The following is a 23,488-nucleotide window of genomic DNA, read 5'->3' on the forward strand; positions in this document are numbered from 1 at the left end:
CGCTCAGCGTCCGACGAAGACGAAAGGTGCCCACAGGGCCGGATCGCGCAGGGCGGTGTCCCTGCCCCCGGCCATCGCGAGCATCGCACGGCGCAGCGCCTCGGCCGGATCGCCGCCCTTGGCATAGCGCGCCAGTGTCGCGGTCGAGAGCCGCGCGGCGACGTCGTCGCGCACCGCCCAGTGCGAGACCAGCAGGTTGCCTGCGCCCGCGTGGAGGAAGGCGCGCGCCAGACCCGCAAGTCCGCTTCCGTCGGCTCCCGTACCTGCGGCGGTGTTGCAGGCCGAAAGCACAACCCACGCACCAGCGAGCCGCAGGTCCATGATCTCCTCCATGGTGAGCAGTCCGTCGCCCTGCGCCGTGCCGTCAGGTGTCAGCACCAGCGCGGGCTCGTCGAGCCCGTCCAGCTCGCCCGCAACGAGGCCGTGGGTGGAAAGCGCCAGCACGTCGACCCGCGCAAGGTCGGCGCTGCGCAGCGCGGCCTCGGTCGCGTCGGGGCCGGTGAGCACACGGCTCTCGCGCGCGCCGAGCGCCTTGCCGAGCGCCGCCAGTTCGCCAGCTGCGGCCGGAAGCGGCGGCAGGTCGGCAAGGCGGCTGGCATTCTCGGCCGAGCGGAACGGGGGCAGCGTGCTGGCCCCGGCGGCAGCGGCAAGCTGGACAGGTCGGCTGTCCGCCAGCACGGGCGCGCCCAACGCCAGAAAACCGCGCAGCTGCGGCGGCGCGCCGGGCCTCGACGCCTGCCGCAGGCTCGCCAGCGACGGGAGGGTGACGAGCGCGTGATCCTCGATCAGCCAGTGCGGGCGCTCGGGGGTGCCACCCGCCAGCACGGCGAAGGGCAGCGACGAGAAGGCCCCACCTGCCGAGACCAGCACACGCTCGCGCTTGCCGATCACCCGGGCGATCGCCTCGGGCAGCACCAGCGCGCGCAGTTCGGCGGCGGCGGCGTGATCGAAGCCGCCCGGCCGCTCCAGCCCCTCGCGCAGGGTGCGCACCAGCTGCTCGGCGCGGCGGCTCGAACCGTGGCGCACCACCGCCGCGCCGGAGGTGGTGGCGGCGATCACCGTCACGCCTTGCGGCCCCGGCGCGATCATTAGCAGCGCCTCGTTGGGGGCGAGCAACGCCTGCGCCTCCGAAAGCGTGAGCCGCTCGCCCGCCTCGCCCTGTGCGAGATCGGGGGCGGCGGCGGCAAGCGCAGCGGCGGCGGCCTCGAACCGCCGGGCCGCCTCGGCGCGCTCGGCCTCCAGAGCGGCCAGCCGCTCGGGCGCGGCGCCGAGGCCGGCCAGCCGCAACTGGCGGTCGAGCAGGGTCTGGAGCGCCTGCGCCGCATCCTGCCGATCGCGCAGCAGCGCGGCGGTGGCCGGATCGCGCGCCGCCATCCGGCGCTGGGCAGCGCGCGCGGTGATCCCGGCCGCGCCTTCGACCACCGGCTGCGCCAGCACGAAGGATTGCGCCACGTCGTCCGACAACGCGATCGCCTCGAGTGCCCAGCCGAAGCCCTTGCGCAGCTGCCGGTCGAGCCCTGAGCGGCGCGCCCCGCCCGCTTCCAGCTCGGCCAGCCGCGCGTCGAGCCGGGCGGCAGCGGCCACGGCACGCTCGCGTCCGGCGGGAACATCGCCCGCGAGCGCCTCGAAGAGCGCCAGCCGGGCCTCGCCCCCCACGGCCGCGGTGTCGTCGCCCGCCCCGCTGCCCGCGCGCAGCGCCTGCGCCCCCTGCTGCACCGCCCGCGCCCGCGCCGCATCGCCCGCCTCAAGCGCGGCAAGTGCAAGCTTGTCCTCCCCCTCGATCCGCTCGCGGTGGTGCGCGGGATAGCGGTTGCTGCGGACCCCGGAGATGGCGGAAAGCTCGGCGAGGGCCTCCGCCGCCCTGCCGCCCTCGAGCAGCGCCTCGGCAAGGGCATCACGTGCGAGCAGCGTGCGGTCGGCCTCAGGCCCGAGATCGCGGGTCATCTTCTCCGCCGCCGCGCGCGCCAGCACCTCGGCCTCGGCGGCTTTCCCGCCCTGCGTCAGCACATGGGCGAGCGTCGCAAGGTAACTGAGCGTCTGCTGGCTCTCGCCGAAGCTCGCATAGGCCATGTCGAGCCCCTTGCGCGCGACGCTTTCCGCTTCCTCCAACCGGCCGAGATCGGCCAGCACCCGGGCGAGGCTGTTGAGGTTGACGGCAAGGAAGGGGTGACGTTCCGGGAGGAAGCTTTCCAGCACGCTCTGGCTACGGCGGCCTTCCTCGGCCGCTTCCTCGAGCCGCCCGGCGGCGTAAAGGAAGGTCACGAGATTGGCGAAATGCGGAGCGGCGTTGGCGGGGATCGGGTCGAGCCTGCGATTGATCGCGATCGCCTCGCGCACGCTGGCGATGGCGCGATCGGTCTCGCCGTTGCGGATCTGGGCATTGGCGAGATTGGACCACGCCGCCGAAAGCTCGGTGCTGGCGCGCAGCTCGCCGGTGTCGGTCATCGCCTGTCCGAGCCGCCATTCGAGTACCTGCTGGGCCAGCACGCTCGCCTTGTCGAAGGCGCTCAGGGTGAGATAGATCACCACCTGAGCATTGGCGATCAGCATCCGCCGCTCGCGCCACTTGGGTTCGTCCGGCTGCGCGGCGATGGCAGCCTCGATCACCGGCGCGAGCCTGCTCAGGCGAGCCTCGGCGCCCTTGATGTCGCCTTGCAGGTAATCGGCAGTGGCGAGCTCGGATTCGACCCAGGCGAGTTCGGGGTGCTCGGCGGGATAGATCGTCCGGCCATAGGCGAGCACCTCCTCGAAAGAGCGGCGATAGGCGGCCGGATCGGCGCCTTCGTCGAGCGCATCGGCTGCGGCGAACATGGCATCGAGCCGTGCCTGTCCGGCTGCTGCGGGAACGGCAACCGGCTCCTGCGCCGCGACGGGGTAGGCAAGGGCTGCGGCCGACACCAACGCCGCAGTGAACATCGCGCCGTTCCGCGCCGACTGGCGTGACTGCCCTCCCGCACCCGCATCCCGGCGATCACCCGGCGAGCCAACTCCCCGCTGTTCCATGCACTCCCCCCTGTGCGCCCCCGGTTTTCTGTCACCCGACTTACTCGAAATTGCAACAGGCAGCGCCTCCCCGCTCGCCTGCCGCGGCTCCGCCGCAGCTGCAGGGCGGCTCGCCCCCCGTCTGACCTATGTGAGTGCCGCAAGCGCCGCCCCGCCCCAGCCTTCGCGGACCATCACAGGAGGAGCAACCCCATGGCAGACGCAGTCAATACCGACGAAACCCGCGAACTGATCGCCTCGAACAAGGTCGAGGGCACCGCCGTCTACGATCTCGAAGGCGAACGGCTCGGCACGATCACCAACTTCATGGTCGACAAGCGTTCGGGCAAGGCGGAATACGCCGTGATGCAGTTCGGGGGCTTCCTCGGCATCGGGGCCGATCACTATCCGGTCCCCTGGTCGATGCTGACCTACAACACCGATCACGGCGGCTATGTCGTCGATCTCGACAAGGACGTGCTGAACGATGCGCCGCGTTATGCGGACAACGACGAGCCCGACTACAATGCCGATTACAACCGGCAGGTCTATTCCTACTACGGCGTGACCTACTGAGCCGCGCCGTCGACGGCCCCGCGCCCCCGCTGCGGGGCCGTCACCCCTCCGGATCGAGCGCCTCGGCCACCTCCTCGGTCTCGCGCTGCGGCAAGGCGATCATGACGAGGATGAACAGCGCGAACACCAGGCAGATCGCGTTGGGGATGATCAGCGTCCACTCGCTCTGGAGGAGACCGAAGGTGGTCCATGCGGCGAAGGCGAGGCTCGTGAGCGCGAACATCCCGAGCGAGAGGCCGTCGGTCGAGCGTTCGCGGATGATCTTCCAGGCCTGCGGCGTGAAGCTCGCCACCGAGGCGCAGGCGCCGATCGTGCCCACCACGGTGATCCAGTCGATGTTCATGACAGCTGCTTCTCCTCCAGCACCACCCGCGCCCGGTTGAGCGCATCCGGCCAATCCCGCGCCAGCGCCCGCACAACCGCCTCGCGCACGTCGCAGCGCAGTTCGAACATCTCGCTGCCGCCGCGCGCGCTCATCAGGACGCGCAATTCGAGCACCTCTGCGGTCATGTCGGTGACCTGCACCGCCGCCGCGCGCCCGTCCCACAACTTGTGGCTCCGCACCGCATCCAGCGCCACTTCGCGCAGGGCGGCAATGTCGGCGGCATGGTCGGTGTAGATCATCACCGTGCCGAGCAGGTCGCTGGTCTGGCGGGTCCAGTTCTCGATCGGCTCCTCGACCAGCTTGGAGACCGGGATCACCAGCCGCCGCTGGTCCCAGATGCGCAGCACCACGTAGGTGAGGCCGATGCGCTCGATCCGCCCCCATTCGCCGCGATAGACGACCACGTCGTCGATGCGCACCGGCTCGGTGAAGGCGAGCTGGAAGCCGCCGACGATGTTCTTGAGCAGCGGTTGGGCGGCGACCCCGACGGCGAGGCCCGCCAGCCCTGCCGAGGCGACGAGGGCGAGACCGATCTCGCGCACCTCGGGAATCTTGAGCAGCATCAGCCCGGCGCTCACCAGCATCACCACCACCACCGCGATTCGCGCGAGGATGTCCGCGCGGGTCCGGCGGCGGCGGGCGACGAGGTTGTCCTCCGCGCCGATGTCCGACCGGGCATCGACATAGGCCTTGCCGAAGCGGATCAGCGCGATCACGAGCCAGCCCCACAGCAGCGGCATCAGGGTGCGGACCACCGCGACGATGCGCGCGGCGGCGGCTTCGTCAGGTACCGCGAATTCGTCGAGCGCCAGCAGGGCGAGCGCCACGGCAATCCAGCGCAAGGGGCGAAAGACATGGCCGAGCAGCAGCTCGTCGGTTTCGGTGCGGGTGCCGCGCGCCACCCGGCGGGCGATCGCTCCGAGCACGGCGTGCAGCATCAGCGCCGCGAGCGCCAGCATGGCCGCCACGGCGAGCGTCCACAGCAGCGCGCTCAGCCCCTCGCCGGCGGGCAGGAGCGTGGTCAGATCGGGCAAGTCCATGCCTCAGCTACCGACGATGATCCCGCCATTGGGGTGCAGCACCTGCCCCGTCATGTAGCTTGAATCCTCGGAGGCGAGGAACAGGAACGAGGGCGCGACCTCGTTGGGCTGGCCCGGACGGCCCATCGGGGTGCTTTCGCCGAAGTGCTCCAGCTTTTCCTCGCTTGCCCCGCCGCAGGGGTTGAGCGGGGTCCAGATCGGCCCCGGCGCGACGCCGTTGACGCGGATGCCCTTGCCGGCGAGGTTCTGCGAGAGCGAGCGGGTGAAGGCGGTGATCGCGCCCTTGGTGGCCGAGTAGTCGAGCAGTTCCTCCGCGCCCTGGTACATGGTCACCGAGGTGCAGTTGATGATGCTCGCGCCCTTGCCGAGGTAGGGCATGGCGGCCTGCACCATGTAGAACATCCCGAAGACGTTGGTCTGGAAGGTGCGCTTCAGCTGCTTCTTGCTGATCTCGGTCACCTCCTTGTCGGGGTGCTGCTCGCCCGCGTTGTTCACGAGGATGTCGATCTTCCCGAACTTGCGGATCGCAAGGTCGACGATCTCGCGGCAGTGGTCGCGCTCGCCGATGTCGCCGGCGATGGTGACGGCGCGCGCGCCCTCGTCCTCGACCATCTCGGCGGTGGCCATCGCGTCTTCCTCCTCCTCGAGGTGGGAAATGACGATGTCGGCGCCCTCGCGCGCGAACAGCACGGCGACGGCACGACCGATGCCGCTATCGCCGCCGGTGACAATCGCGACCTTGCCCTCGAGCCGCCCGGAGCCGGGATAGCGCGGCTCCCAGTCGGGCTGCGGATCGAGATTGGCCTCGAGCCCGGGCAGATTGCCCTCCTCGAGCTTGGGGACGATGTCGGACATGGGGGAACTCCTTCGGGGGTTTGGGGAGAGAGGGGGGCGCTGGTCAGGCCAGCGAGATATCGAGCACCATCATCAGCACGAGGCCGGCCATCAATGCCGGGGTGGCCGAGCCGTGCTCGATCCGCCGCCGGGTGTGAGGAATGATCTCGGCAGCGACCACGAAGAGCATGGCCCCTGCCGAAAAGCCGAGCGCCCAAGGGAGCACGGCAGCGGAAATCTGTGCGACGGCCACCGCCAGTGCGCCGCCGAGCGGCTCCACGAGGCCGGTGGCAAGCGCCCCGGCGGCGCAGCGCGCGCGGCTCCAGCCAAGACTGGCGAGCAGGGCCGCGACGGCCATCCCTTCGGGCACGTTCTGGATGCCGATACCGAGCGCCGTCGCCCAGCCGAGCGCGGGGTCATCCGTCAGGAAGCTCAGCCCGACCGCTGCGCCTTCAGGCACGTTGTGCAAGGTGATGGCGACGACAAAGAGGGCGATGCGGCGCACCTCGGCGTTATGGGGAGAAGCCGCAAATTGCGCAGGCGCGAGGCCGCGCGCCGCGAGGGCATCGGCCCATAGTCCGAGCCGGCCCATGACGCCCGCCCCCAGCCATACCGCCGCGATCACCCCGGCCAACGCCCAGGCGACCGAGGCGCCGCCGCTCCGCATCTGCGCGAAGGCAGGCAGGATCAGGGAGAAGCAGGCCGCGGCGATCATGACCCCGGCGGCAAATCCTATCAGCAGGTTCTGCCGCCGGTCATCGGGTGCGCCGGAGGCGGCGACGGCGAGGCCGCCGAGTCCCGTTGCCGCGCCCGCGCCGAGGCTCGCCGTGATCCCGAGGAGAGCCGGATCGGCCACGGCGCGGTTCCGCTCAGTCGACGACGTTGCCGCTGCCGAGGTCGGCGCCGGTCAGCGGATCGCTGTCGGGGCCCGAGGCGGTGCGCTGCGCCATTGCGCGCAGGGTTTCGAGCTTGTCGGCGGGCAGTTCGACCTGCGCCGTCCCCTCGCCACCATCGGCGGGCTTGTCCATGTCGTTCTCGTCGGTGCGCTCCCATTCCGGACCGCTGTTCCACGGCCCCTCGGTATCACCCGGTCCCGTCGAGGCGTTGACGTAGAGGCTGTCGTAGGGGGGCATCCCGGCAAGGCGTCCGGGCGGGAAGTTGTCGGCGATCGAATAGAGCGCCTTCTCGAAGCTCTTCTGGTGCGCGATCTCGCGGGTCATCAGGAAGCCCAGTGCATCCTTGATGCCCGGATCGTCGGTGATCGCGATAAGGCGTTCGTAGATGATCTTCGCACGGCTTTCGGCGGCGATGTTCGACCGCAGGTCGCAGGTCGGATCGCCGCGCGAATCGATGTAGGCAGCGGTCCACGGAACGCCCGACGAATTGGTCAGCGAAGGTCCGCCGCCGTAGAGGATCGACTGGGTGTGGCTGTTCCCGCCCGCGGTGAGCGAGCGGTAGAGCTCGGCTTCCTCGAGCGCCGCCTCGGCCAGATCGCCCTTCGCACCCTTGTTGAGCATAGCGACGATCGATCCGATCACCTCGAGGTGGGAGAGCTCCTCGGTGGCGATGTCGAGCAGCATGTCCTTGCGGCCCGGGTCTTCCTCGGCGAGCCCTTGCGTGAAGTAGCGCATCGCCGCTGCCAGCTCGCCGTCGGGCCCGCCGAACTGCTCGAGCAACAGCGACGCGAGCGCCGGGTTCGGCTCGGACACGCGGACAGTGTATTGCAGGCGCTTGTTATGGCTGAACATGGCGGGATTTATCCTCTCGATGCGGCGGTGTCGCCGGCGTGGATGTGCGATTCCCTGACGATGTTGTGGCGCTCGGCACGCCGATCGCGTGGCACAAGGTCGGCGTGTCTGGGCATACGAAAATAGCTAAAGACTGCGACAATCAGCGGCAAACCGAGTATCCAGAACGGTAGAAGGTTGACGATCGAGAAACTGTTCATTGCAAATACTCCGTTCCGGCTTCCGGAATTCGGGTCTCTGGAATGATCAAGACTGCACGCGGGCATACGAAGACCCCATAACATGAGTTCGCAACCTCCCAATTTTGCGCTCTAATTGGCTGTTGGTGATCTATGTGAGCCGCGAAGTCAGCGGCAGGGGCTAAGCGGTCTCGTCGCTCCCCGCGATGCTGCCGGCCCTTTGCCGGTAACGACCCTTCGATCCGCAAAGGCTCTCCGGCAATGCACCGCCCGTCACAGACTCGTTTTCCCGTCACGCCCGCTCAGCGCCCTGCAATCGTCTGCTTTTCGCATTTGCGCTGGAACCTCGTCTTTCAGCGCCCGCAGCACATCATGACCCGCCTCGCGGACAGCTTCGACGTGCTCTACTGGGAGGAACCGCGCGAGGAGCCCGGCTGTGATGCACCGCGGCTCGAGCGCGAGACGCTGGCCGAGGGCCTCGAACGGATCGTGCCGGTGCTGCCTGCAGGGCTCGACGCGGGCGAAACCGACGTCGCCCTGCGCGAGCTGCTGCACGGCGCGCTCGCCGACCGGGCTGGCCCACGGGTGTTCTGGTACTACACCCCGATGATGCTCGGCTTCAGCTCGGGGACACGGGCCGATCTGGTGGTCTACGACTGCATGGACGAGCTCGCCAATTTCGCCTTCGCGCCGGCCGATATCGCCGCGCGCGAGGCGATGCTGATGGCGCGGGCGGACATCGTGCTGTGCGGCGGGAGAAGCCTCTACGAGGCACGCCGCGACCGTCACGACAACATCCACTGCGTGCCCTCGGGCGTCGACGTCGCCCATTTCGCGCGCGGGGCGGAAGGCCTGCCCGAACCGGCAGACCAGGCCGATCTCCCTCGCCCGCGTCTCGGCTTCTACGGCGTGATCGACGAACGCATGGACCTCGCGCTGCTCGCCGAGGCAGCGCGGATGCAGCCCGGCTGGGCCTTCGTGATGGTGGGGCCGGTGGTCAAGATCGCCGAGGCCGATCTCCCGCGCGTCGCCAACATCCACTGGCTGGGCCGCAAGGACTATGCCGAGCTACCCGCCTATGCCGCGGGATGGGACGTCGCGCTGATGCCCTTCGCGCGCAACGCCTCGACCGAATTCATCAGCCCGACCAAGACCCCCGAATACATGGCCGCAGGGCTGCCGGTGGTCTCCACCCCGATCCGCGACGTGGTGAGCGGCTACGGCGACCTCAATTGCGTACGCATCGCAGCCGACGCTCCCGGCTTCGTCGAAGCCTGCGAGGATCTCGTCGCCGCACCCGACACGGCGCACGCCACCTGGCGGGCCGAGGCTCGTGATTGCCTTGCCGACAAGAGCTGGGACGGGATCGCTGCGCGGATCACGCGGCTGGTCGAGACCGCACTGGTGACCCGCCAGATGGCAGGGATCGCCAAGCAGCCGCAGCGGCGCCACTTCGACGTGCTGGTGGTGGGCGCAGGCTTCGCGGGCACGGTGATGGCCGAACGGATCGCCGCCGGATCGGGCCGCTCGGTGCTGGTCATCGACAAGCGCGACCACATCGCGGGCAATGCCCACGACCACAGGGACGCGGCGGGCGTGCTGGTGCACCAGTATGGCCCGCACATCTTCCACACCAACAGCCGCGACATCCTCGAGTATCTCTCGCGCTTCACCCGTTGGCGGCCCTACGAGCACCGCGTTCTCGCCGAGGTCGATGGCCAGCTGGTGCCGATGCCGATCAACCGCACCACACTTAACGCGCTTTACGGGCTGGGCCTTGCGACCGAGGCCGAGGCCGAGGCCTATCTGAAATCGGTGGCGGTCGACGTGCCCGAGATCAGGAGCTCGCGCGACACCGTGGTCGCGCAGGTCGGCGAGGACCTCTACGCCAAGTTCTTCGAGGGCTACACCCGCAAGCAGTGGGGCCTCGATCCGAGCCAGCTCGACAAGTCGGTCGCCGCCCGCGTGCCGGCGCGGACGAACACCGATGATCGCTACTTCACCGACACCTTCCAGTGCATGCCGGCAGACGGCTACACCGCGATGTTCGCGAGAATGCTCGACGAGCCGCGCATCACGGTGATGACCGGCCAGAGCTTCGACGATCTGCCCGACGACATCACCTGGGATCACCTGGTATGGACCGGCCCGATCGACGAGTATTTCGGTCACCGGCTCGGCAAGCTGCCCTATCGCTCGCTGCGTTTCGAGCACGAGACCCTGCCCTGCGAGCAGGCGCAGCCGGTGGCGGTCGTGAACTATCCCGACGAGGCCGTGCCCTACACCCGGATCACGGAATACAAGCACCTCACCGGCCAGCGCGCGCCGGTCACCAGCATCACCCGCGAATATCCGGCGGACGAGGGTGATCCCTACTACCCCGTTCCCAACGATGCGGCGCAGGCGATGTTCAAGCGTTACGACGCGCTGGCGCGGGCCTGTGCCAACGTCACCTTCGTCGGCCGGCTGGCGACATATCGCTACTACAACATGGACCAGATCGTGGGGCAGGCGCTCGCCACGTGGCGGCGGCTCGATGCGCGCTGGCGGAGCGAGGCGATGGCCGGGGCCGGAGCGGTGGCGGCAGAATGAAGCGCGCCGATGACATTGCCGCCAAGGCGCTGCGCGTCGTCGCCGCGCCCGAGCCCCGGCTCGGGGGCTGGGTGCGCTGCGCCGAGGCGGCGCCCTACTTCGAGACCGAGTCGGGCACCGCTTGGACGCCTGTCGGTCACAACGAGGCGATCACCTGGCCCAATCTCGCCGGGCTCCACCGGCGCCGTGATCCCGAGGCGGCGGAGCGCCACTTTGCCGCGCTCGCAAAGCAGGGCGTCACCTGCCTCAGGCTGATGCTCGACTACAGCCAGGTACGCCACCGCCATCTCGAACACCGCGTGGGCCGGTTCAGTCCGGCGATGGTAAGGCTGTGGGACGACATTTTCGCGCTGGGCGAACGGCATGGCATCCGCTTTCTCGTCACCCCCTTCGACACCTTCTTCATGGCGCGGCACTGGTCGCGACACCCCTATTCGCGCGCCCGCGGCGGACCCTGCACCTCGCCGGAAGCCATGTTCACCTGCGCGGACACTCGCGCGGCGATCATCGAGCGGCTGCGCTTCGCCACCGCGCGCTGGGGAGCAAGCCCGGCGATCTTCGCGTGGGACCTGTGGAACGAGATCGACGCCTGGTATGCGGGCGGCGACATGGCCGCGGTGCACGACTTCGTGACCGAGATTTCCGCCGCGCTACGCGCCGAGGAACAGCGCCTCCACGGCCGGACGCACCTCCAGACCGTTTCGGTCTATCACCCCAACCTCATCGCCCGCCCCGATCTTGCCGATGTGGTGCTGCGCCACCCGTCGCTCGATTTCGTCAGCCTGCACCTCTACGAGCGCGGCACCATCGATGCCCCGGAAAACTCGCTCGCCCCTGCGGAAGCGACCGCGCGGCTGGTTTCCGAGGCTCTTGCGCAATGTTCGCCGATGCGGCCGCTGCTCGACACCGAGCACGGCCCAATCCACGCTTTCAACGATCGCCGCGCGACCCTGCCCGAGGCGTTCGATACCGATTGCTTCCGCCGCACCCAATGGGCGCACCTTGCCGCCGGCGGAGCGGGCGGAGGGATGCGCTGGCCCTATCGCCATCCGCACGTGCTGCTGCCCGCGATGCACGAAGCGCAGGGCGTGCTAGCCGGCTTCTTGCCGCTCATCGACTGGCGCAGCTTCGCTCGCGCGCCGCTGGGCGAGCGGCTTACCGTGCACGACTTCGCCGGGCTCGCGGTAGGCTGCGGCGACGGGCGCCAGGCAATCGTCTGCCTTATGCGGGGCGGGATGCAGGATTCGATCGCCAGCCATGTCGAGATCACCGGGCTCGAACCGGGCTGCTACAGCATCACGAGGGTCGACACCGTCACGGGCCGCCGCGAGACCAGCGCGGTGCATACGCGGCAGGACGGCACGCTGGTGGTGCTGGCCGTCGGCGGCGCACACGACATCGCCCTCGCCATCACCCGCGCGCCGGACGATGCCTGCTGAGGCGTCAGGGCTAGAGCGCCTGCCGCCACGCGAGGGCACGCATCCCCACCGCCAGCGCGGCAGCCGCCGCGAGATTGCGCACCTCGTGGCGCGGACGCTCGCCGTAGTCGATGCGGTACACCCATGACTGGTGCGGGATCGCAGCGGCCACGAAGGTGACGCCCGGCCCCTCCTTCTCCTCGGGGTCGGCATCCCCCGCGAACCCCGTGATCGCCAGCGCCAGCCCGCCGCGCGAACGGCTGAGGCTTTCCTCGGCCATCGCGCGCGCGACCGGTTCGCTGACCGCCCCGGCGCGGTCGATCAGCGCGCGATCGATCCCCAGCATCTGCTGCTTGGCGGCGTCGGAATAGGTGACGAAGCCGCGGTCGAAGCCGTGGCTCAGCCCCTCGATATCCGTAAGCAGCGAGGCGAGGAAACCGCCGGTGCAGCTTTCGGCCGTCACCAGCGACATCCCCGCCTCGTCGAGCGTCTCTAGCAGCGAGCGCGCCGCAGCATGGAGCTGCGCCAGTTTCGGGACCGTCCGTTCGGCGAGATCGGGCATGGGCGTCATCAGCTGCGCAAGGCGACCATGTCCGGCGGCGGCAGACTGCCGGATTTGGCCTGTTCCTGGAGCTGCCGCTTGAGCGCGGCCATCTCCTGCCCGATCGCCACGAGATCGACATCGGCCTTGCGGACCTGCGCGAAAAGGCTGCCGCGCTGGCGCTCTTCCTCGTAGACGTGGTGTTCGACCTGCTCCTTGAGCACGCTGACCTTCGCCTCGTAGAATTCGTCGCCGGGATCGGCTTCGCGCAGCGAGAGGATCAGCGCCTTGGCGCTGTCGTGTTCGACCTGCGCCTCGTCGAGCATGTCGTCTTCCACCGCATCGCGCACCGCCGGGTAGAAGACCTGCTCCTCGATCATCGCGTGGATGGTAAGCTCCTCGCAGATCTGCCGCACGATCTTGCTGCGGGCCGCGCCGCCGCGGGCGCTTTCGAACTTCTCGAACAGGTCCTCGACCTTGCGGTGATCGGCTGCGAGCATCTGCAAGGCGTCGCGCTTGTCGTCCTGTTTGGCCATGATGGGGTTCCTTTCGTCCGGATTGCGATCAGGCGACCATCACGCCGGCCATGTTCATGGCGCGGGTGAGCTTGCGGTTCTCGGCCTCGGACAGTCGCTCGCGCAGGGCCGGGAACAGCACCTCCTCCTCCTCGCGCATATGCTCCTCCAGCGCATCGCGCAGGTTGCGGAGCGTGGCATCGAAGGCGGGATCGGCCTTGTCGGTCTCGGTCAGCTCGTAAAGCATCGCCTTCACCTCGCCGTGGTCCTTGTGGAGATCGCCGAAGGTCTCGCCGCCCTCGGGACTACGGCGCAGCATCGGATAGACGACGTTCTCCTCCTGGAGCGCGTGCTTGCCGATCATGTGCTTGAGCGCGGTTAGCTGCACCGTGCGGCGCTGGGGGTGATCGGCCGACGTCGCGGCAAGCTTGTCGATCGCAGCCAGCGTTGCCTCGTGCTCGCGGGTCAGGCCCTCGCACCAGTCGCGCGCCATGGCGGTCGGCGCCTGGGTGACCATCTTGCGGCCGATGTTGGCGATCGCCGCGACACCGGCGGTGACCAGCACGCTTTTGGCAGTATTGGCGAGAACGCTGCCGTTGTTCGAGGGTTCGTAACGGCGGGTCTTGCGGGCAGGGGCGCGGGACATCGGTTCTCTCCTTGGGCGGCCGCTGATCGAGTCGTGTTGCGGCCTCGCGAACCTTGTCGCCCGCGCCCGCCGGGGCGGCACACGCCTATGTTAGTGCGACCCTTTCCGGCGAGCGGCACAGCGCAGCGGGCGGACGATCCGGCCCGCACACCGGCAAGGAGACAGCATGGCAGCCCGCGCCTATTGGTCCGGCCAGATCCGCCTCGCACTGGTCTCGATCCCGGTGGAGATCTTCTCCGCCACCAAGTCGGGCGCGGCCATCCGCTTCAACCAGGTCCACAAGCCGAGCGGCAAGCGCATCGCCTACGAGAAGGTCGTGCCCGGCATCGGCCCGGTGAACCGCGACCACATCATCAAGGGCTACGAGGTCGAGAAGGGGCAATATGTCCTGCTCGAGGAGCGCGAGATCGAGGCGGTGAAGCTGGAAAGCAAGCGCACGCTCGAACTGGTGCAGTTCGTTTCCGGCGACGAGATCGACCCGCTCTATTTCGAGAAGCCCTATTATGTCGCCCCCAAGGACCAGCTGGCCGAGGAGGCCTTCGTGGTGCTGCGCGAGGCGCTGCGACAGTCGAAGAAGATCGCGCTCGGACAACTCGCGATGCGGGGGAGCGAAAAGCTCGTGGCGCTGAAGCCCTGCGGGAAGGGCCTGCTGCTCGAGACCTTGCGCTATGCCGACGAGGTGCGCGCCGGACGCAGCTTCTTTGCCGACATCGACGACGCGAAGCCCGATGCCGAGTTGCTCGATCTCGCCACCACCCTTATCGACAAGCGCACCGCCCCCTTCGATGCCGGGGAGTTCGAGAACCGCTATGTCGAGGCGCTCAAGGCGTTGATCGCCCGCAAGGCGAAATCCAAGACCGGCAAGGCGATCATCGAGGATGCGGGCGAGCCGGCCGGCAGGGGCGCAGGCAATGTCGTGGACCTGATGGCGGCACTCAAGAAATCGGTCGGGAGCGAGGACGGGGCTGCGTCGCGCAAGAAGACGCCCGCGAAGAGGGCGCCCGCGGCGAAGCGGAAGAGCGCCTGATGTTCCTCAACCCGCCTGTGCCGCTTGCGGCGATCGAGTTCGACCTCGTGCTGAGGCTCGGCATGGCGGCGATGCTCGGCCTGCTGCTTGGTCTCGACCGCGAATTGCGCGGCCATGCGGCGGGCCTGCGCACCCACGGCCTGATCTGCCTTGCGGCGGCCGCACTGACGATTTCGGTACTCGGCCTCTACCGTTCCATGCCGATGGAGAACGGCGATCCGCTGCGCCTGTTCGAGGCGGCAGGCGCATTCGTTGGTATCGTCGGGGCCGGGCTTATCGTCTTCAACAAGGGCGAGGTGCACAACATCACCACTGCCGTGCACCTGTTCCTGACAAGTGTCATCGGCGTCGCTTGCGGAGCGGCACAGTGGCCACTTGTGGCGACCGCCGCGCCGATCGGACTGGTGGTGCTCTCGCTGCTCTCCCTGCTCGAGCGCAAGGCGAAGCGGAACTCCCTCGCCGGAACCGACGATGCCGCGGAAGCCTGATCCCCTCGCGGCCTACAACGCCAAGCGCGATTTCGCGCGCACCGCCGAACCCAAGGGCGAAGCCGCCAGGATCACCGGCAAGGGCGAAGGCCACGGCAACACCTTCATGGTCCAGAAGCACGCCGCGACCCGGCTCCACTGGGACCTGCGGCTGGAGGTGGACGGCGTGCTCAAGAGCTGGGCGGTGACCAAGGGGCCGACCCTCGATCCATCCGTCAAGCGTCTCGCGGTGCGCACCGAGGATCATCCGCTCAGCTACGCGACCTTCGAGGGCACCATTCCCAAGGGCGAATATGGCGGCGGCACGGTGATGCTGTGGGACCGCGGCACCTGGGCGCCGGTGGCCGGCAAGAGCGCCGGCGACCTGGAGGACGGACACCTTCACTTCACGCTCCACGGTGAGCGAATGAAGGGCGAGTGGCTGCTCGTGCGCCTGAAGCCGCGCCCCGGTGAGAAGCGCGAGAACTGGCTGTTGAGGAAGGTGACGGACGCGTATGCGGAGGAGGGTGACGCCCTCGTCGAGCAGGCCCTCACCAGCATCGCCACAGGCCGCTCGATGGCCGAGATCGAGGCCGGCAAGGCGGCCGAGCCGATCCCCTCCCCCACCTCGCCGAAGCCGAAGGCCCGCAAGAAGCCAGGGCGCGCCGCCAACGCCGGGGTGGGCAAGCTGCCCAGCTTCCGCAAGCCGCAGCTGGCAACGCTCGTCGATGCCGTGCCGACCGGGAACGGCTGGATGCACGAGATCAAGTTCGACGGGTACCGCGCGCTTGTCTCGGCGGGTGGCGGCACGGTGAAGGTCTACACACGGTCGGGTCAGGACTGGACCGAGAAGTTCGCGCCCCTCGTAGCCGCGATTGCCGATCTCGACCTGCCGGGCGCGCTGATCGACGGGGAGATCGTCGCGACCGGTCCTGATGGCAATCCGGACTTCTCGACGCTCCAGAGCGTGCTCAAGCGCGGCCACGGCGCACAGGGCCCGGGCGACGCGCTGGCCTTCCACGCCTTCGACCTGCTCGAAGTCGGCGGCGAGGACCTGACCGGCCTTTCGAATATCGAGCGCAAGGAACGGCTCGAGGCGCTGCTCGGCGATGCGCCGCCGCCCGTCCATGTCGCCGACCACGTGATCGGCGCGGGCGAACGCCTGTTCGCCGCGATGTGCGGTGCCGGGCAGGAAGGGATCATCGCCAAGGCGGCGGATGCTCCCTATGCTCACGGTCGCACCCGCAACTGGGTCAAGGTGAAGTGCACGATGCGGCAGGAATTCGTCATCGCCGGCTTCAAGGCCTCGTCCGCGCGCGGTCGCCCCTTCGCCTCGCTCCTGCTCGCCCAGCACGACGGCGGCACGCTCGTCCACAAGGGCAATGTCGGCACCGGCTTCGACACCGACACCATGGCGGACCTCGCCGCCCGCATGAAGCCGCTCGTCCGCAAGACGCCGCCGGTCGCAGTGGACGCCACCGCGGCGCGCGGGGTAACGTGGCTCACCCCCAGGCTGGTCGCCGAGATCGCCTTCGCCGAATTCACGGCGTCGGGCAGCGTGCGCCACGCGAGCTTCATCGCCCTTCGCTCCGACAAGTCGGCCAAGGCCGTGAAGCCCGAGCGACCCGAGCCCGCACCCGATCCTGCGCCCGACGTGACCATTTCCAGCCGCGAGCGGGTGATCTTTCCCGACAGCGGCCAGACCAAGGGCGAGCTTGCCGATTACTATGCCGCCATCGCGCCGCTGATGCTGCCCTTCCTCGGCGCCCGCCCGGTCAGCCTCGTTCGCTGCCCGCAAGGGCGGGCGCGCAAATGCTTCTTCCAGAAACACGACAGCGGGTCATTCGGCGACGGGGTGCATCATGTGCCGATCCGCGAGAAGGACGGCGGCACCGAGGATTACCTCTTCGTCAATGACGCAAGGGGCATCCTGCAATGCGTCCAGATGGGAACGATAGAGTTCCACATCTGGGCCGCCCGCGCCGAGGCCGTGGAGGCGCCCGATCGCATGATTTTCGATCTCGACCCCGACGAGGGGCTCGATTTCGACCGTGTCAAGCAGGCCGCCGGCGACATCCGCCGGCACCTTGCCGATATCGGCCTTGCCAGCTTTGCCATGCTTTCGGGCGGCAAGGGCGTGCACGTGGTCGTGCCGCTTACCCCCGGCCATTCGTGGGACGCGCACAAGGACTTCTCCCGCCGCTTCGCCGAGGCGCTCTCTCAGGCGGAGCCCGACCGTTTCACGGCAACCATGAGCAAGGCGAAGCGCAAGGGGCGCATTTTCATCGACTGGCTGCGCAACCAGCGGGGGGCCACGGCGGTGGTGCCCTATTCGGCCCGGGCCCGCAGCGGCGCGCCGGTGGCCGTGCCCGTGACATGGAGCGAGCTCGAAGAGATGGAAAATGCTCACCCCTTCGCCATCGATGATGCCCCCGCGCTGCTGAAGCGCGCGCGTTCGGCGGGTCTCAAGGGCTGGGGCTTCGCCGCGCAGAGCCTCCCGCAGATCTGAGCGCCGCTGCCCCTAGCGGTTGAAGTGCAGGTAGTTGTTGTTGAACATGGCCACGCGCTTCAGCCGGTCGAGATCGACGATCCTGAGCTGGCGGTCGGACAGCTCGATCAGCTCCTCGCGGCGCATTTCCTGGAGCGTGCGGTTGAGATGGACGAGGCTCAGCCCGTTCGCCTCGGCAAGGTGGTTCTGGGTGATCGGCAGATCGAAGCCGAGCCCCGTCGCCAGCCCCACCGCCTTGAGGCGATAATATAGCTCGACGAACAGATGCGCGAGCCGCTCCAGCGGAGAGCGCTGGCCGATCGACAGCAGCCATTCGCGCTGGATCCCCGCGGAGACCATCTCGTGCCACAGCAGCGCCCGCAGCAGGTGCGGGCGTTCGTCGATCACCTCGTGGAACTGGTGCGGCTGGATCTCGTAGAACCGCACCGCCGTGAGCGCGCCGATAGAGTGGTCCAGCTCGGAGAGGATGTAGATGTTGAGATCGCAGAAATCGCCGGGAAGGAAAAAGCCGACGATCTGGCGGCGCCCGTCGGGCAGGTCCTTGTAGCGGCACGCCCACCCCGAGATCAGCAGGCGGATAACGGTCGGATTTTCGCCCTCGCGGGCAATGTCCGTCCGCGCGTCGCGGGCGCAGACCGGGCCGGTCTCGAGCGACGAAAGCGCGGCACGATCATGCTCGTCGAGCGGCATGTACCGGCCAAGCAGGCGGAACAACGGCTCGATGCCTGCAGCGGTCAAAGTCGGCATGATCTTCACCCCCGGTTGGTCGGACTGGACATCCCCGCCTCAAGGCGAACCTGCGGATCATGACACTAACTTGTGTGATGATCCGCGCCATGTCGGCGCGGCGGAACGGGCCGTAAACCGGCTGCGAAGATCCTGACCGCGGCCCCGGGGGGACATAGCCTCAGTAAGTGGCGGGAGGGTCGCTCGCGGGGAAGCTCTGGTCGCTTGCCTCGTCCACCTCGGTCCAAGGCTGCACGGGAGGATCGCGCATCGCCGCGGGCCCGGCATCGCGCACCGGATTGGCTCCACCCGCGGCCTGACCTTCGGCGAAAGCAGCGCGCGACGTGCCGGAACCGGCAGAGCGCCGCGCGAGCACATAGGCGCCGGCGCCGAGGGCAAGAAGGCCTAGAATCATGCGCATCAACTGTCTCCCGTCGGCCCGCCGTGTCTCCGGGCCGGAGTCGCGAGCGGCACGCCGCTGTGCCAGGATCTAGCGGTGCGCTGCCCGCAGCGTCCCTAACTTCGATCAGCAGCGACAAGGGGTGGCCCTCGGGCTGATATATGTTAGTCAGGCTTCGGCCCCTGCTCCCTATGCTCCGGGTTGCGAAAGACGAGCGAAATGGCGGACTTCCCTCACGATTGCGACGAGAGCCTGCTCGGGGCCGCGTTTCGCGCGCTCCCCGATGCAGCCTGCATCCTCGAGCCGGTGACGGGTCCGGACGCGGAGCCGGACGACTGGCGCTATCTCGCAAGCAACCTCAGGCACGCGGACCTGCTTGGTCGGCACGATCTCGTGGGCAAGACGCTCCGCGAGGCCCATCCCGATCTGCCCGAGGAATGGTTCACCGACTTTGCCCGCGTGCGCGCCACGGGCATTCCGGAAACGCTTGCACGCCAGCACGCAACGGAGTCCCTGATCTTCGAGGTCTGCTTCTCCCCTCTAGGGGCCGGCGACGCGATCATGGTGCGGATCCGCGATATCACGCAAGAGCATGCGGCGCGTGAGGAGAAGCGCGAAGCGGACACGCGCTACAAGCAGATCTTCGACGCGATCGACGAGGGGTTCTGCATCGTCAAGGTGCTCTTCGACGATGCGGGCGACCCGGTCGACTACCGCTTCCTCGAATGCAACGCGGCCTTCGTCGAGCACACCGGGCTCGAGGATCCGGTCGGCAAGACGATGCGCACGCTTCAGCCCGACATCGAGGACAAGTGGGTGGCCACCTATGCGCGGATCGCCCTTTCCGGCGTCGCCGAACGGTTCGAGAACGAATCGCCCGCGATGGGCCGCTGGTTCGATGTCTTCGCCTTCCCGATCGGCGAGCAGCCGCCCTATCTGGTGGGCATCCTGTTCGAGGACATCGGCGAGCGCAAAACGATGGAACTGGCGCTCCGGCACTCCGAGAACCGGTTGCAGTCGCTGATCGAGGCGACCTCGGACCTCATCTTCCGCATGAACCCGCAGGGCACGCTGATGGAACAGCTCGGCGGCAACAGCCTGCTGGGCGAGGTCAGCGGGGAGATCGACTGGATCGGGAGCTTCGTCGCTCCGACCGATCGGGACAGGGTGCGGCACCTCCTCCAGGAGGCGATCGAAACGCGCCAGCCGCTCGAGCTGGAGCACCGTTATCTCAGGCCCGATGGCGAGGTGGGCTGGCTCTATTCGCGCGCCGTCCCGGTGTTCGACGATGGCGGAGAGGTCACCGAATGGTTCGGCATGGCGACAGACATCACCAGCCGGCGCCATGCCGAACGCCAGCTGGCCCACGGCGCCGAGATGTTGCGGGTGGCGAGCGGGATCGGCAGGGTCGGCCTGTGGGACTGGAACGTCGAGACCGGTGAGCTGATCTGGTCGGACGAGCATTACCGCATGGAAGGCTACGAGCCGGGGGAGATCGCGCCGAGCTTCGAAGTGTGGGCCGAACGTGTCCACCCGGAAGACCGCGCCCGCACCGAAGCCGTGATTGCCGAGGCCATGCGCACCGGGGAGGAATATCTCAATGAATACCGCGTCTGCCATCCGGGCGGCGAGGTCGTCTGGCTCTCGGCCCGCGGGCGCTTTCTCTATGACGAGCAGGGCAAGCCCGTGCGGATGCTGGGCGCCATGATCGACACGACCCAGCGGCGGCGCGAGGAGGAATGGCAGAAGTTGCTGGTTGCCGAGCTCCAGCACCGGGTGCGCAACCTGATCGGCATGGTCCGCTCGGTCGCGCGGCTCTCGGCCCCGAGCCACCGCCATGTCGACGAATATGTCGATCACCTGATCGGTCGCCTGCAGGCGATGGGTCGCACCCAGAGCACCCTCACCCGCTCCCCCGGCCGGAGCGTGGACCTCGCCGAACTGGTGCGCGAGGAGCTGCTGGTCCACGCCGTCCAGCCCGACAAGTGTCATGTCGACGGGCCGGAGGTCGCGCTCTCCCCCCATGCGGCGGAGATCGTCACCCTCGCGATCCACGAACTCGCCACCAATTCGATCAAGTACGGCGCGCTCGGCGACACCGGCTATATCCGGATCGTCTGGACGCTACTGAACAGGGACGGGAAGCGCTGGGTCAGCCTGCGCTGGCAGGAAACCGCACCGGTGCGCAAGACGAAGCACAACCGCAAGGGGTTCGGGCGAAAGCTGATCGAGGAGCGGGTACCCTACGAACTGCAGGGCGAGGGTCGCTTCGCGCTCCACGACACGGGCGTCCTTGCCGAGCTCGAATTTCCGCTGTCCGATGCCGGCAGCATTCTCGATCCGCGATCGTGAGGGAGAAGCGGGCATGACCGACCATGTGCTGAACGGCCGCCGCGTGATTATTCTGGAGGACGACTATTACCAGGCCCAGGATTGCCGGCATCTGCTCGAAGAGGCCGGGGCCAGGGTGATCGCGATGTCGGGCACGCTGCCCGATGTCGATACGCTGCTGGCCGACGGTCCGATCGATGCCGCGTTGCTCGACATCAATCTCGGACACGGCCTGTCGCTCGATTTCGCCCGCGAACTGCGCCGCCGTTCGATACCTTTCGTGTTCCTCACCGGATATGACGCAGCGACGCTGCCCGATGATCTCGCGGGCAGCGCCTATGTCAGCAAGCCCGCAGACGGGGCGCGCATAGTGGCTACGCTGGAACGTCTGGTGAGGCGGGATACCTAGGGCGAGCGGCGGCCGTCAGGCCGCCACCACCTTGAGCCGCTCGCGTTCGCGCGGGGTCTGGACCCGCGGGGCGAGATAGGAACTGTCGAACCCGGCGATCTGCTGCAGCGTGCGCAGGTCGAGGATCGTCAGCTGCTTCGAGCGCAGCGTGATGAGCCCCTCCTGACGCAATTGCTGGAGCTTGCGGTTGATGTGCACCGGAGTGAGGCCGAGCACGTCCGCCAGATCGTCCTGCGCCAGGGGGAAGTAGATCTGGTTGCCTTGGTGCGCATCGACCAGCGAGAGCCGGTAATGGGCCTCGCAAATGAGGTGCGCCATCCGCTCGAGCGCGTCGCGGCGACCGACATTGACCACCCACGAGGAAAGCACCGCGTTCTCCATGCAGCCATAGTTGCGCATCGCCTCGCCGACCGCCGGGAAACGGTCGATCACGCGGCGCATGTCGGCGTGGAGGATGTTGACGATCTTGCACGGGCTCAGGGTGATGACTTCCTCGATCGCGATGCCGTTGGGCGAGGAATCGAAGTAGAAGGCATCGCCCGGCACCAGCAGGCGGGTGATCTGGCGCGCGCCGTTGCGCAGGATCTGGTAACGCGCCGCCCAGCCGCTGAGAACGACAGGAAAGGACACCATCTCGTCGCCGTCGCGCGACAGGTATTTCTTGGCGCCGATCTCCTTCGGCTGCCGGCACAATTCTTCGACCGCCTCGATTTCCTGATCGCTCAGTTCGGCAGCATGCATAAGTCGCAGCAGGAAGGCGTTGAACACGTGCTTGCTCCTCTGGAGGTGTTGAGAGACTTGCACTTGTCCCCCAACATGGACCTTGTCTCTCGATCAAAAGTTATCGGCGCTGTCGAATCCCTGCATTTCACCGCGTAAACGCAGCGTATCGTCTCACTCCCGTTTTCGCAAATGCGTCGCAATGAGGTGCGCCGGGTGCATCGGCCGAGCGCGAGGCCTCCGGAAATTCCCCTATTCTTGCAACCGATTCGACCGAGTGCGTCGATCCCGACATGGCTTTCGACGGGGCGTCACGGCACGGCGATAGGGCGTCCGCCGTGGGTAATTCAGGATAGGGGGTCCGAACCGCTTCGGTGGGACTCTTGTTGAGGCCCGGTCTTGCGGGGCAGCCGCAGGATCGGGGTTCATAACGGAAAGGAATGTGAGATGGCGAACGAGCGCAATCAGAACCGCGAGAGCCAGAACCGGGAAGGCGATCGCAACGACCAGATGCAGGCGAGCGAGAACCAGCGCGGCTACGGCCAGAGCGGTTCGGGCTGGAACCAGGACCAGCAGGGCGATCAGGGCCGCTATGGCCAGGGCCAGCAGGATCAGGGTCAGGGCTCGTACGGCTCCCAGGGTGGCTATGGCTCGCAGGGCGGTCAGGGCGGCTATGGTGGCCAGAGCGGCGGTTATGGTGGTCAGAGCAGCTACGGCGGCCAGAGCGGTGGCTATGGCCAGGACAACCACGGCCACGGCGGCTACGGCAGCCAGGGCGGCTTCAGCGGCCAAGGTGGCTACGGCGGCTCCAGCGGCTATGGGCAGAGCAGCCAAGGCGGCTATGGCGGCCAGAGCGGCTATGGTCAGAGCGGCGGCTATGGTCAGGGCGGCCAGGGCGGCTTCGGCCAGAGCGGTCAGGGTGGACAGAGCGCCATGATGGGCGGCTCGCAGCACGGCCAGAGCCAGTGGGGCCAGGGCCAACAGGGTCAGGGCCAGCAGGGTCAGGGCCAGCAGGGCCACCACCATGACCACAGCTACAGCCAGTGGCGCCAGCGCCAGATGGAACAGTTCGACAACGACTACAACGAATACCGCCAGCAGCAGCAGGACGAGTTCAACTCCAAGTTCGACGAGTGGCGCAAGAAGCGCGACAGCGAGGGCGGATCGTCCTCGGGCAGCTCGAGCAGTTCGGGCAGCCAGGCCACCGGAAAATCGGGGTCTACCTCGCGCTGAACGTTGCGGCGGCGGGCACGCCCCCGTCCGTCGCCGCTCCCCTGCCGCCCTCCGGTCCCCGCGGTCCGGAGGGCGGTTTTTCGTGGGCGAATCGCTGGTGCCTCTTATGACAATTAACGCGGATATAATTCAGGTTAGAGCGTGCCGCGAATCAGTCGGGCAGAGTGTCACGGTCGTTGGGTTTCCCGATCCCTCTGACAACTCGATGGC

General features: G+C 68.0%; 22 protein-coding genes. 9 read left to right on the forward strand and 13 right to left on the reverse strand.

The genetic code is table 11. The features are described from left to right. Positions 1–3: 3 nt before the first annotated feature. Complete coding sequence (locus CBR61_RS15960; protein WP_157696641.1) at positions 4–3,003, reverse strand: CHAT domain-containing tetratricopeptide repeat protein; 3,000 nt, start codon at positions 3,001–3,003, stop codon at positions 4–6. Positions 3,004–3,195: 192 nt separating this feature from the next. Between CBR61_RS15960 and CBR61_RS15965 the strand changes: the two genes are divergently transcribed. Beyond that, positions 3,196–3,558, forward strand: coding sequence for a PRC-barrel domain-containing protein (locus tag CBR61_RS15965; protein ID WP_088915259.1), 363 nt, complete (start codon positions 3,196–3,198; stop codon positions 3,556–3,558). Between the two features lie 40 nt (positions 3,559–3,598). On the opposite strand, the gene CBR61_RS15970 is transcribed toward CBR61_RS15965, so the two are convergent. Genes CBR61_RS15970 through CBR61_RS16950 form a run of 6 tightly spaced genes read right to left on the reverse strand, consistent with a single transcriptional unit; the run spans position 3,599 to position 7,765 of the window. After that, a complete protein-coding gene (locus CBR61_RS15970) occupies positions 3,599–3,901 on the reverse strand; it encodes a SemiSWEET family sugar transporter (protein ID WP_088915260.1) in 303 nt (100 codons plus the stop codon). Next, on the reverse strand, positions 3,898–4,983 hold the full coding sequence (locus CBR61_RS15975) for a mechanosensitive ion channel family protein (RefSeq protein WP_088915261.1): 1,086 nt from the start codon (positions 4,981–4,983) through the stop codon (positions 3,898–3,900). Before CBR61_RS15975 ends, CBR61_RS15970 begins: the two co-directional genes overlap by 4 nt. 3 nt (positions 4,984–4,986) lie before the next feature. Further along, complete coding sequence (locus tag CBR61_RS15980) at positions 4,987–5,838, reverse strand: glucose 1-dehydrogenase (RefSeq protein WP_088915262.1); 852 nt, start codon at positions 5,836–5,838, stop codon at positions 4,987–4,989. 43 nt (positions 5,839–5,881) lie between these two features. Beyond that, entirely contained in the window at positions 5,882–6,673 is a 792-nt protein-coding gene (locus CBR61_RS15985) for a ZIP family metal transporter (protein WP_088915263.1), read from the reverse strand. Between the two features lie 13 nt (positions 6,674–6,686). Further along, positions 6,687–7,565 carry a manganese catalase family protein gene (locus CBR61_RS15990; protein WP_088915264.1) on the reverse strand — a complete coding sequence of 293 codons (879 nt, stop codon included), beginning with the start codon at positions 7,563–7,565 and terminating at the stop codon, positions 6,687–6,689. 8 nt (positions 7,566–7,573) lie between these two features. Beyond that, complete coding sequence (locus tag CBR61_RS16950) at positions 7,574–7,765, reverse strand: hypothetical protein (protein WP_157696642.1); 192 nt, start codon at positions 7,763–7,765, stop codon at positions 7,574–7,576. A 351-nt stretch (positions 7,766–8,116) separates the two neighbouring features. On the opposite strand from CBR61_RS16950, the gene glf reads away from it, so the two are divergent. Then, entirely contained in the window at positions 8,117–10,336 is a 2,220-nt protein-coding gene (gene glf, locus CBR61_RS15995) for a UDP-galactopyranose mutase (protein ID WP_088915679.1), read from the forward strand. Continuing rightward, the gene (locus tag CBR61_RS16000; protein WP_088915265.1) at positions 10,333–11,775 is read left to right on the forward strand and encodes a hypothetical protein; all 1,443 of its coding nucleotides are present in this window, start codon (positions 10,333–10,335) and stop codon (positions 11,773–11,775) included. The genes glf and CBR61_RS16000 overlap by 4 nt, the downstream gene beginning before the upstream one ends. A gap of 10 nt (positions 11,776–11,785) precedes the next feature. Here the strand turns inward: CBR61_RS16000 and CBR61_RS16005 are convergent, their stop codons facing one another. Genes CBR61_RS16005 through CBR61_RS16015 form a run of 3 tightly spaced genes read right to left on the reverse strand, consistent with a single transcriptional unit; the run spans position 11,786 to position 13,456 of the window. Continuing rightward, positions 11,786–12,316 (reverse strand): CinA family protein, encoded by a 531-nt coding sequence (locus tag CBR61_RS16005; protein WP_233996773.1) that lies wholly within the window; start codon positions 12,314–12,316, stop codon positions 11,786–11,788. Between the two features lie 8 nt (positions 12,317–12,324). Next, positions 12,325–12,831: a hemerythrin domain-containing protein gene (locus CBR61_RS16010; protein WP_088915267.1), complete on the reverse strand. Its 507-nt coding sequence runs from the start codon at positions 12,829–12,831 to the stop codon at positions 12,325–12,327. A 28-nt stretch (positions 12,832–12,859) separates the two neighbouring features. Beyond that, positions 12,860–13,456, reverse strand: a complete 597-nt coding sequence (locus CBR61_RS16015; RefSeq protein ID WP_088915268.1) for a hemerythrin domain-containing protein — start codon at positions 13,454–13,456, stop codon at positions 12,860–12,862. 166 nt (positions 13,457–13,622) lie between these two features. On the opposite strand from CBR61_RS16015, the gene CBR61_RS16020 reads away from it, so the two are divergent. From CBR61_RS16020 to ligD, 3 genes are read left to right on the forward strand one after another with little or no spacing between them, the layout of a single operon-like run. Next, positions 13,623–14,483, forward strand: coding sequence for a Ku protein (locus tag CBR61_RS16020; protein WP_088915269.1), 861 nt, complete (start codon positions 13,623–13,625; stop codon positions 14,481–14,483). Beyond that, complete coding sequence (locus CBR61_RS16025; RefSeq protein WP_088915270.1) at positions 14,483–14,971, forward strand: MgtC/SapB family protein; 489 nt, start codon at positions 14,483–14,485, stop codon at positions 14,969–14,971. Before CBR61_RS16020 ends, CBR61_RS16025 begins: the two co-directional genes overlap by 1 nt. Further along, positions 14,955–17,459: a DNA ligase D gene (gene ligD / locus CBR61_RS16030; RefSeq protein WP_088915271.1), complete on the forward strand. Its 2,505-nt coding sequence runs from the start codon at positions 14,955–14,957 to the stop codon at positions 17,457–17,459. The genes CBR61_RS16025 and ligD overlap by 17 nt, the downstream gene beginning before the upstream one ends. A 12-nt stretch (positions 17,460–17,471) precedes the next feature. On the opposite strand, the gene CBR61_RS16035 is transcribed toward ligD, so the two are convergent. After that, a complete protein-coding gene (locus CBR61_RS16035) occupies positions 17,472–18,206 on the reverse strand; it encodes a Crp/Fnr family transcriptional regulator (RefSeq protein WP_199797442.1) in 735 nt (244 codons plus the stop codon). Positions 18,207–18,366: 160 nt separating this feature from the next. Further along, positions 18,367–18,606, reverse strand: a complete 240-nt coding sequence (locus CBR61_RS16040; RefSeq protein WP_233996774.1) for a hypothetical protein — start codon at positions 18,604–18,606, stop codon at positions 18,367–18,369. A gap of 198 nt (positions 18,607–18,804) precedes the next feature. On the opposite strand from CBR61_RS16040, the gene CBR61_RS16045 reads away from it, so the two are divergent. Then, entirely contained in the window at positions 18,805–20,937 is a 2,133-nt protein-coding gene (locus CBR61_RS16045; protein ID WP_088915272.1) for a PAS domain-containing protein, read from the forward strand. Between the two features lie 13 nt (positions 20,938–20,950). After that, entirely contained in the window at positions 20,951–21,325 is a 375-nt protein-coding gene (locus tag CBR61_RS16050) for a response regulator (protein ID WP_157696643.1), read from the forward strand. 15 nt (positions 21,326–21,340) lie between these two features. Here CBR61_RS16050 and CBR61_RS16055 read toward each other — a convergent pair whose 3' ends face one another. Further along, on the reverse strand, positions 21,341–22,093 hold the full coding sequence (locus CBR61_RS16055; RefSeq protein WP_157696644.1) for a Crp/Fnr family transcriptional regulator: 753 nt from the start codon (positions 22,091–22,093) through the stop codon (positions 21,341–21,343). A 399-nt stretch (positions 22,094–22,492) separates the two neighbouring features. Here CBR61_RS16055 and CBR61_RS16060 point away from each other — a divergent pair, with 399 nt between their 5' ends. Continuing rightward, on the forward strand, positions 22,493–23,278 hold the full coding sequence (locus tag CBR61_RS16060) for a hypothetical protein (RefSeq protein WP_088915275.1): 786 nt from the start codon (positions 22,493–22,495) through the stop codon (positions 23,276–23,278). The last annotated feature ends 210 nt before the right edge of the window (positions 23,279–23,488 follow it).

It is taken from the genome of Porphyrobacter sp. CACIAM 03H1, assembly GCF_002215495.1.
In the GTDB taxonomy this organism is placed as follows: Bacteria; Pseudomonadota; Alphaproteobacteria; order Sphingomonadales; family Sphingomonadaceae; genus Erythrobacter.

Coding starts and splice junctions, on each gene's coding strand:
- CBR61_RS15960 (WP_157696641.1), bottom strand. CDS start 3,003: ATGGAACAGCGGGGAGTTGGCTCGCCGGGTGATCGCCGGGATGCGGGT.
- CBR61_RS15965 (WP_088915259.1), top strand. CDS start 3,196: ATGGCAGACGCAGTCAATACCGACGAAACCCGCGAACTGATCGCCTCG.
- CBR61_RS15970 (WP_088915260.1), bottom strand. CDS start 3,901: ATGAACATCGACTGGATCACCGTGGTGGGCACGATCGGCGCCTGCGCC.
- CBR61_RS15975 (WP_088915261.1), bottom strand. CDS start 4,983: ATGGACTTGCCCGATCTGACCACGCTCCTGCCCGCCGGCGAGGGGCTG.
- CBR61_RS15980 (WP_088915262.1), bottom strand. CDS start 5,838: ATGTCCGACATCGTCCCCAAGCTCGAGGAGGGCAATCTGCCCGGGCTC.
- CBR61_RS15990 (WP_088915264.1), bottom strand. CDS start 7,565: ATGTTCAGCCATAACAAGCGCCTGCAATACACTGTCCGCGTGTCCGAG.
- CBR61_RS16950 (WP_157696642.1), bottom strand. CDS start 7,765: ATGAACAGTTTCTCGATCGTCAACCTTCTACCGTTCTGGATACTCGGT.
- glf (WP_088915679.1), top strand. CDS start 8,117: ATGACCCGCCTCGCGGACAGCTTCGACGTGCTCTACTGGGAGGAACCG.
- CBR61_RS16000 (WP_088915265.1), top strand. CDS start 10,333: ATGAAGCGCGCCGATGACATTGCCGCCAAGGCGCTGCGCGTCGTCGCC.
- CBR61_RS16005 (WP_233996773.1), bottom strand. CDS start 12,316: ATGCCCGATCTCGCCGAACGGACGGTCCCGAAACTGGCGCAGCTCCAT.
- CBR61_RS16010 (WP_088915267.1), bottom strand. CDS start 12,831: ATGGCCAAACAGGACGACAAGCGCGACGCCTTGCAGATGCTCGCAGCC.
- CBR61_RS16015 (WP_088915268.1), bottom strand. CDS start 13,456: ATGTCCCGCGCCCCTGCCCGCAAGACCCGCCGTTACGAACCCTCGAAC.
- CBR61_RS16020 (WP_088915269.1), top strand. CDS start 13,623: ATGGCAGCCCGCGCCTATTGGTCCGGCCAGATCCGCCTCGCACTGGTC.
- CBR61_RS16025 (WP_088915270.1), top strand. CDS start 14,483: ATGTTCCTCAACCCGCCTGTGCCGCTTGCGGCGATCGAGTTCGACCTC.
- ligD (WP_088915271.1), top strand. CDS start 14,955: ATGCCGCGGAAGCCTGATCCCCTCGCGGCCTACAACGCCAAGCGCGAT.
- CBR61_RS16035 (WP_199797442.1), bottom strand. CDS start 18,206: ATGCCGACTTTGACCGCTGCAGGCATCGAGCCGTTGTTCCGCCTGCTT.
- CBR61_RS16040 (WP_233996774.1), bottom strand. CDS start 18,606: ATGCGCATGATTCTAGGCCTTCTTGCCCTCGGCGCCGGCGCCTATGTG.
- CBR61_RS16045 (WP_088915272.1), top strand. CDS start 18,805: ATGGCGGACTTCCCTCACGATTGCGACGAGAGCCTGCTCGGGGCCGCG.
- CBR61_RS16050 (WP_157696643.1), top strand. CDS start 20,951: ATGACCGACCATGTGCTGAACGGCCGCCGCGTGATTATTCTGGAGGAC.
- CBR61_RS16060 (WP_088915275.1), top strand. CDS start 22,493: ATGGCGAACGAGCGCAATCAGAACCGCGAGAGCCAGAACCGGGAAGGC.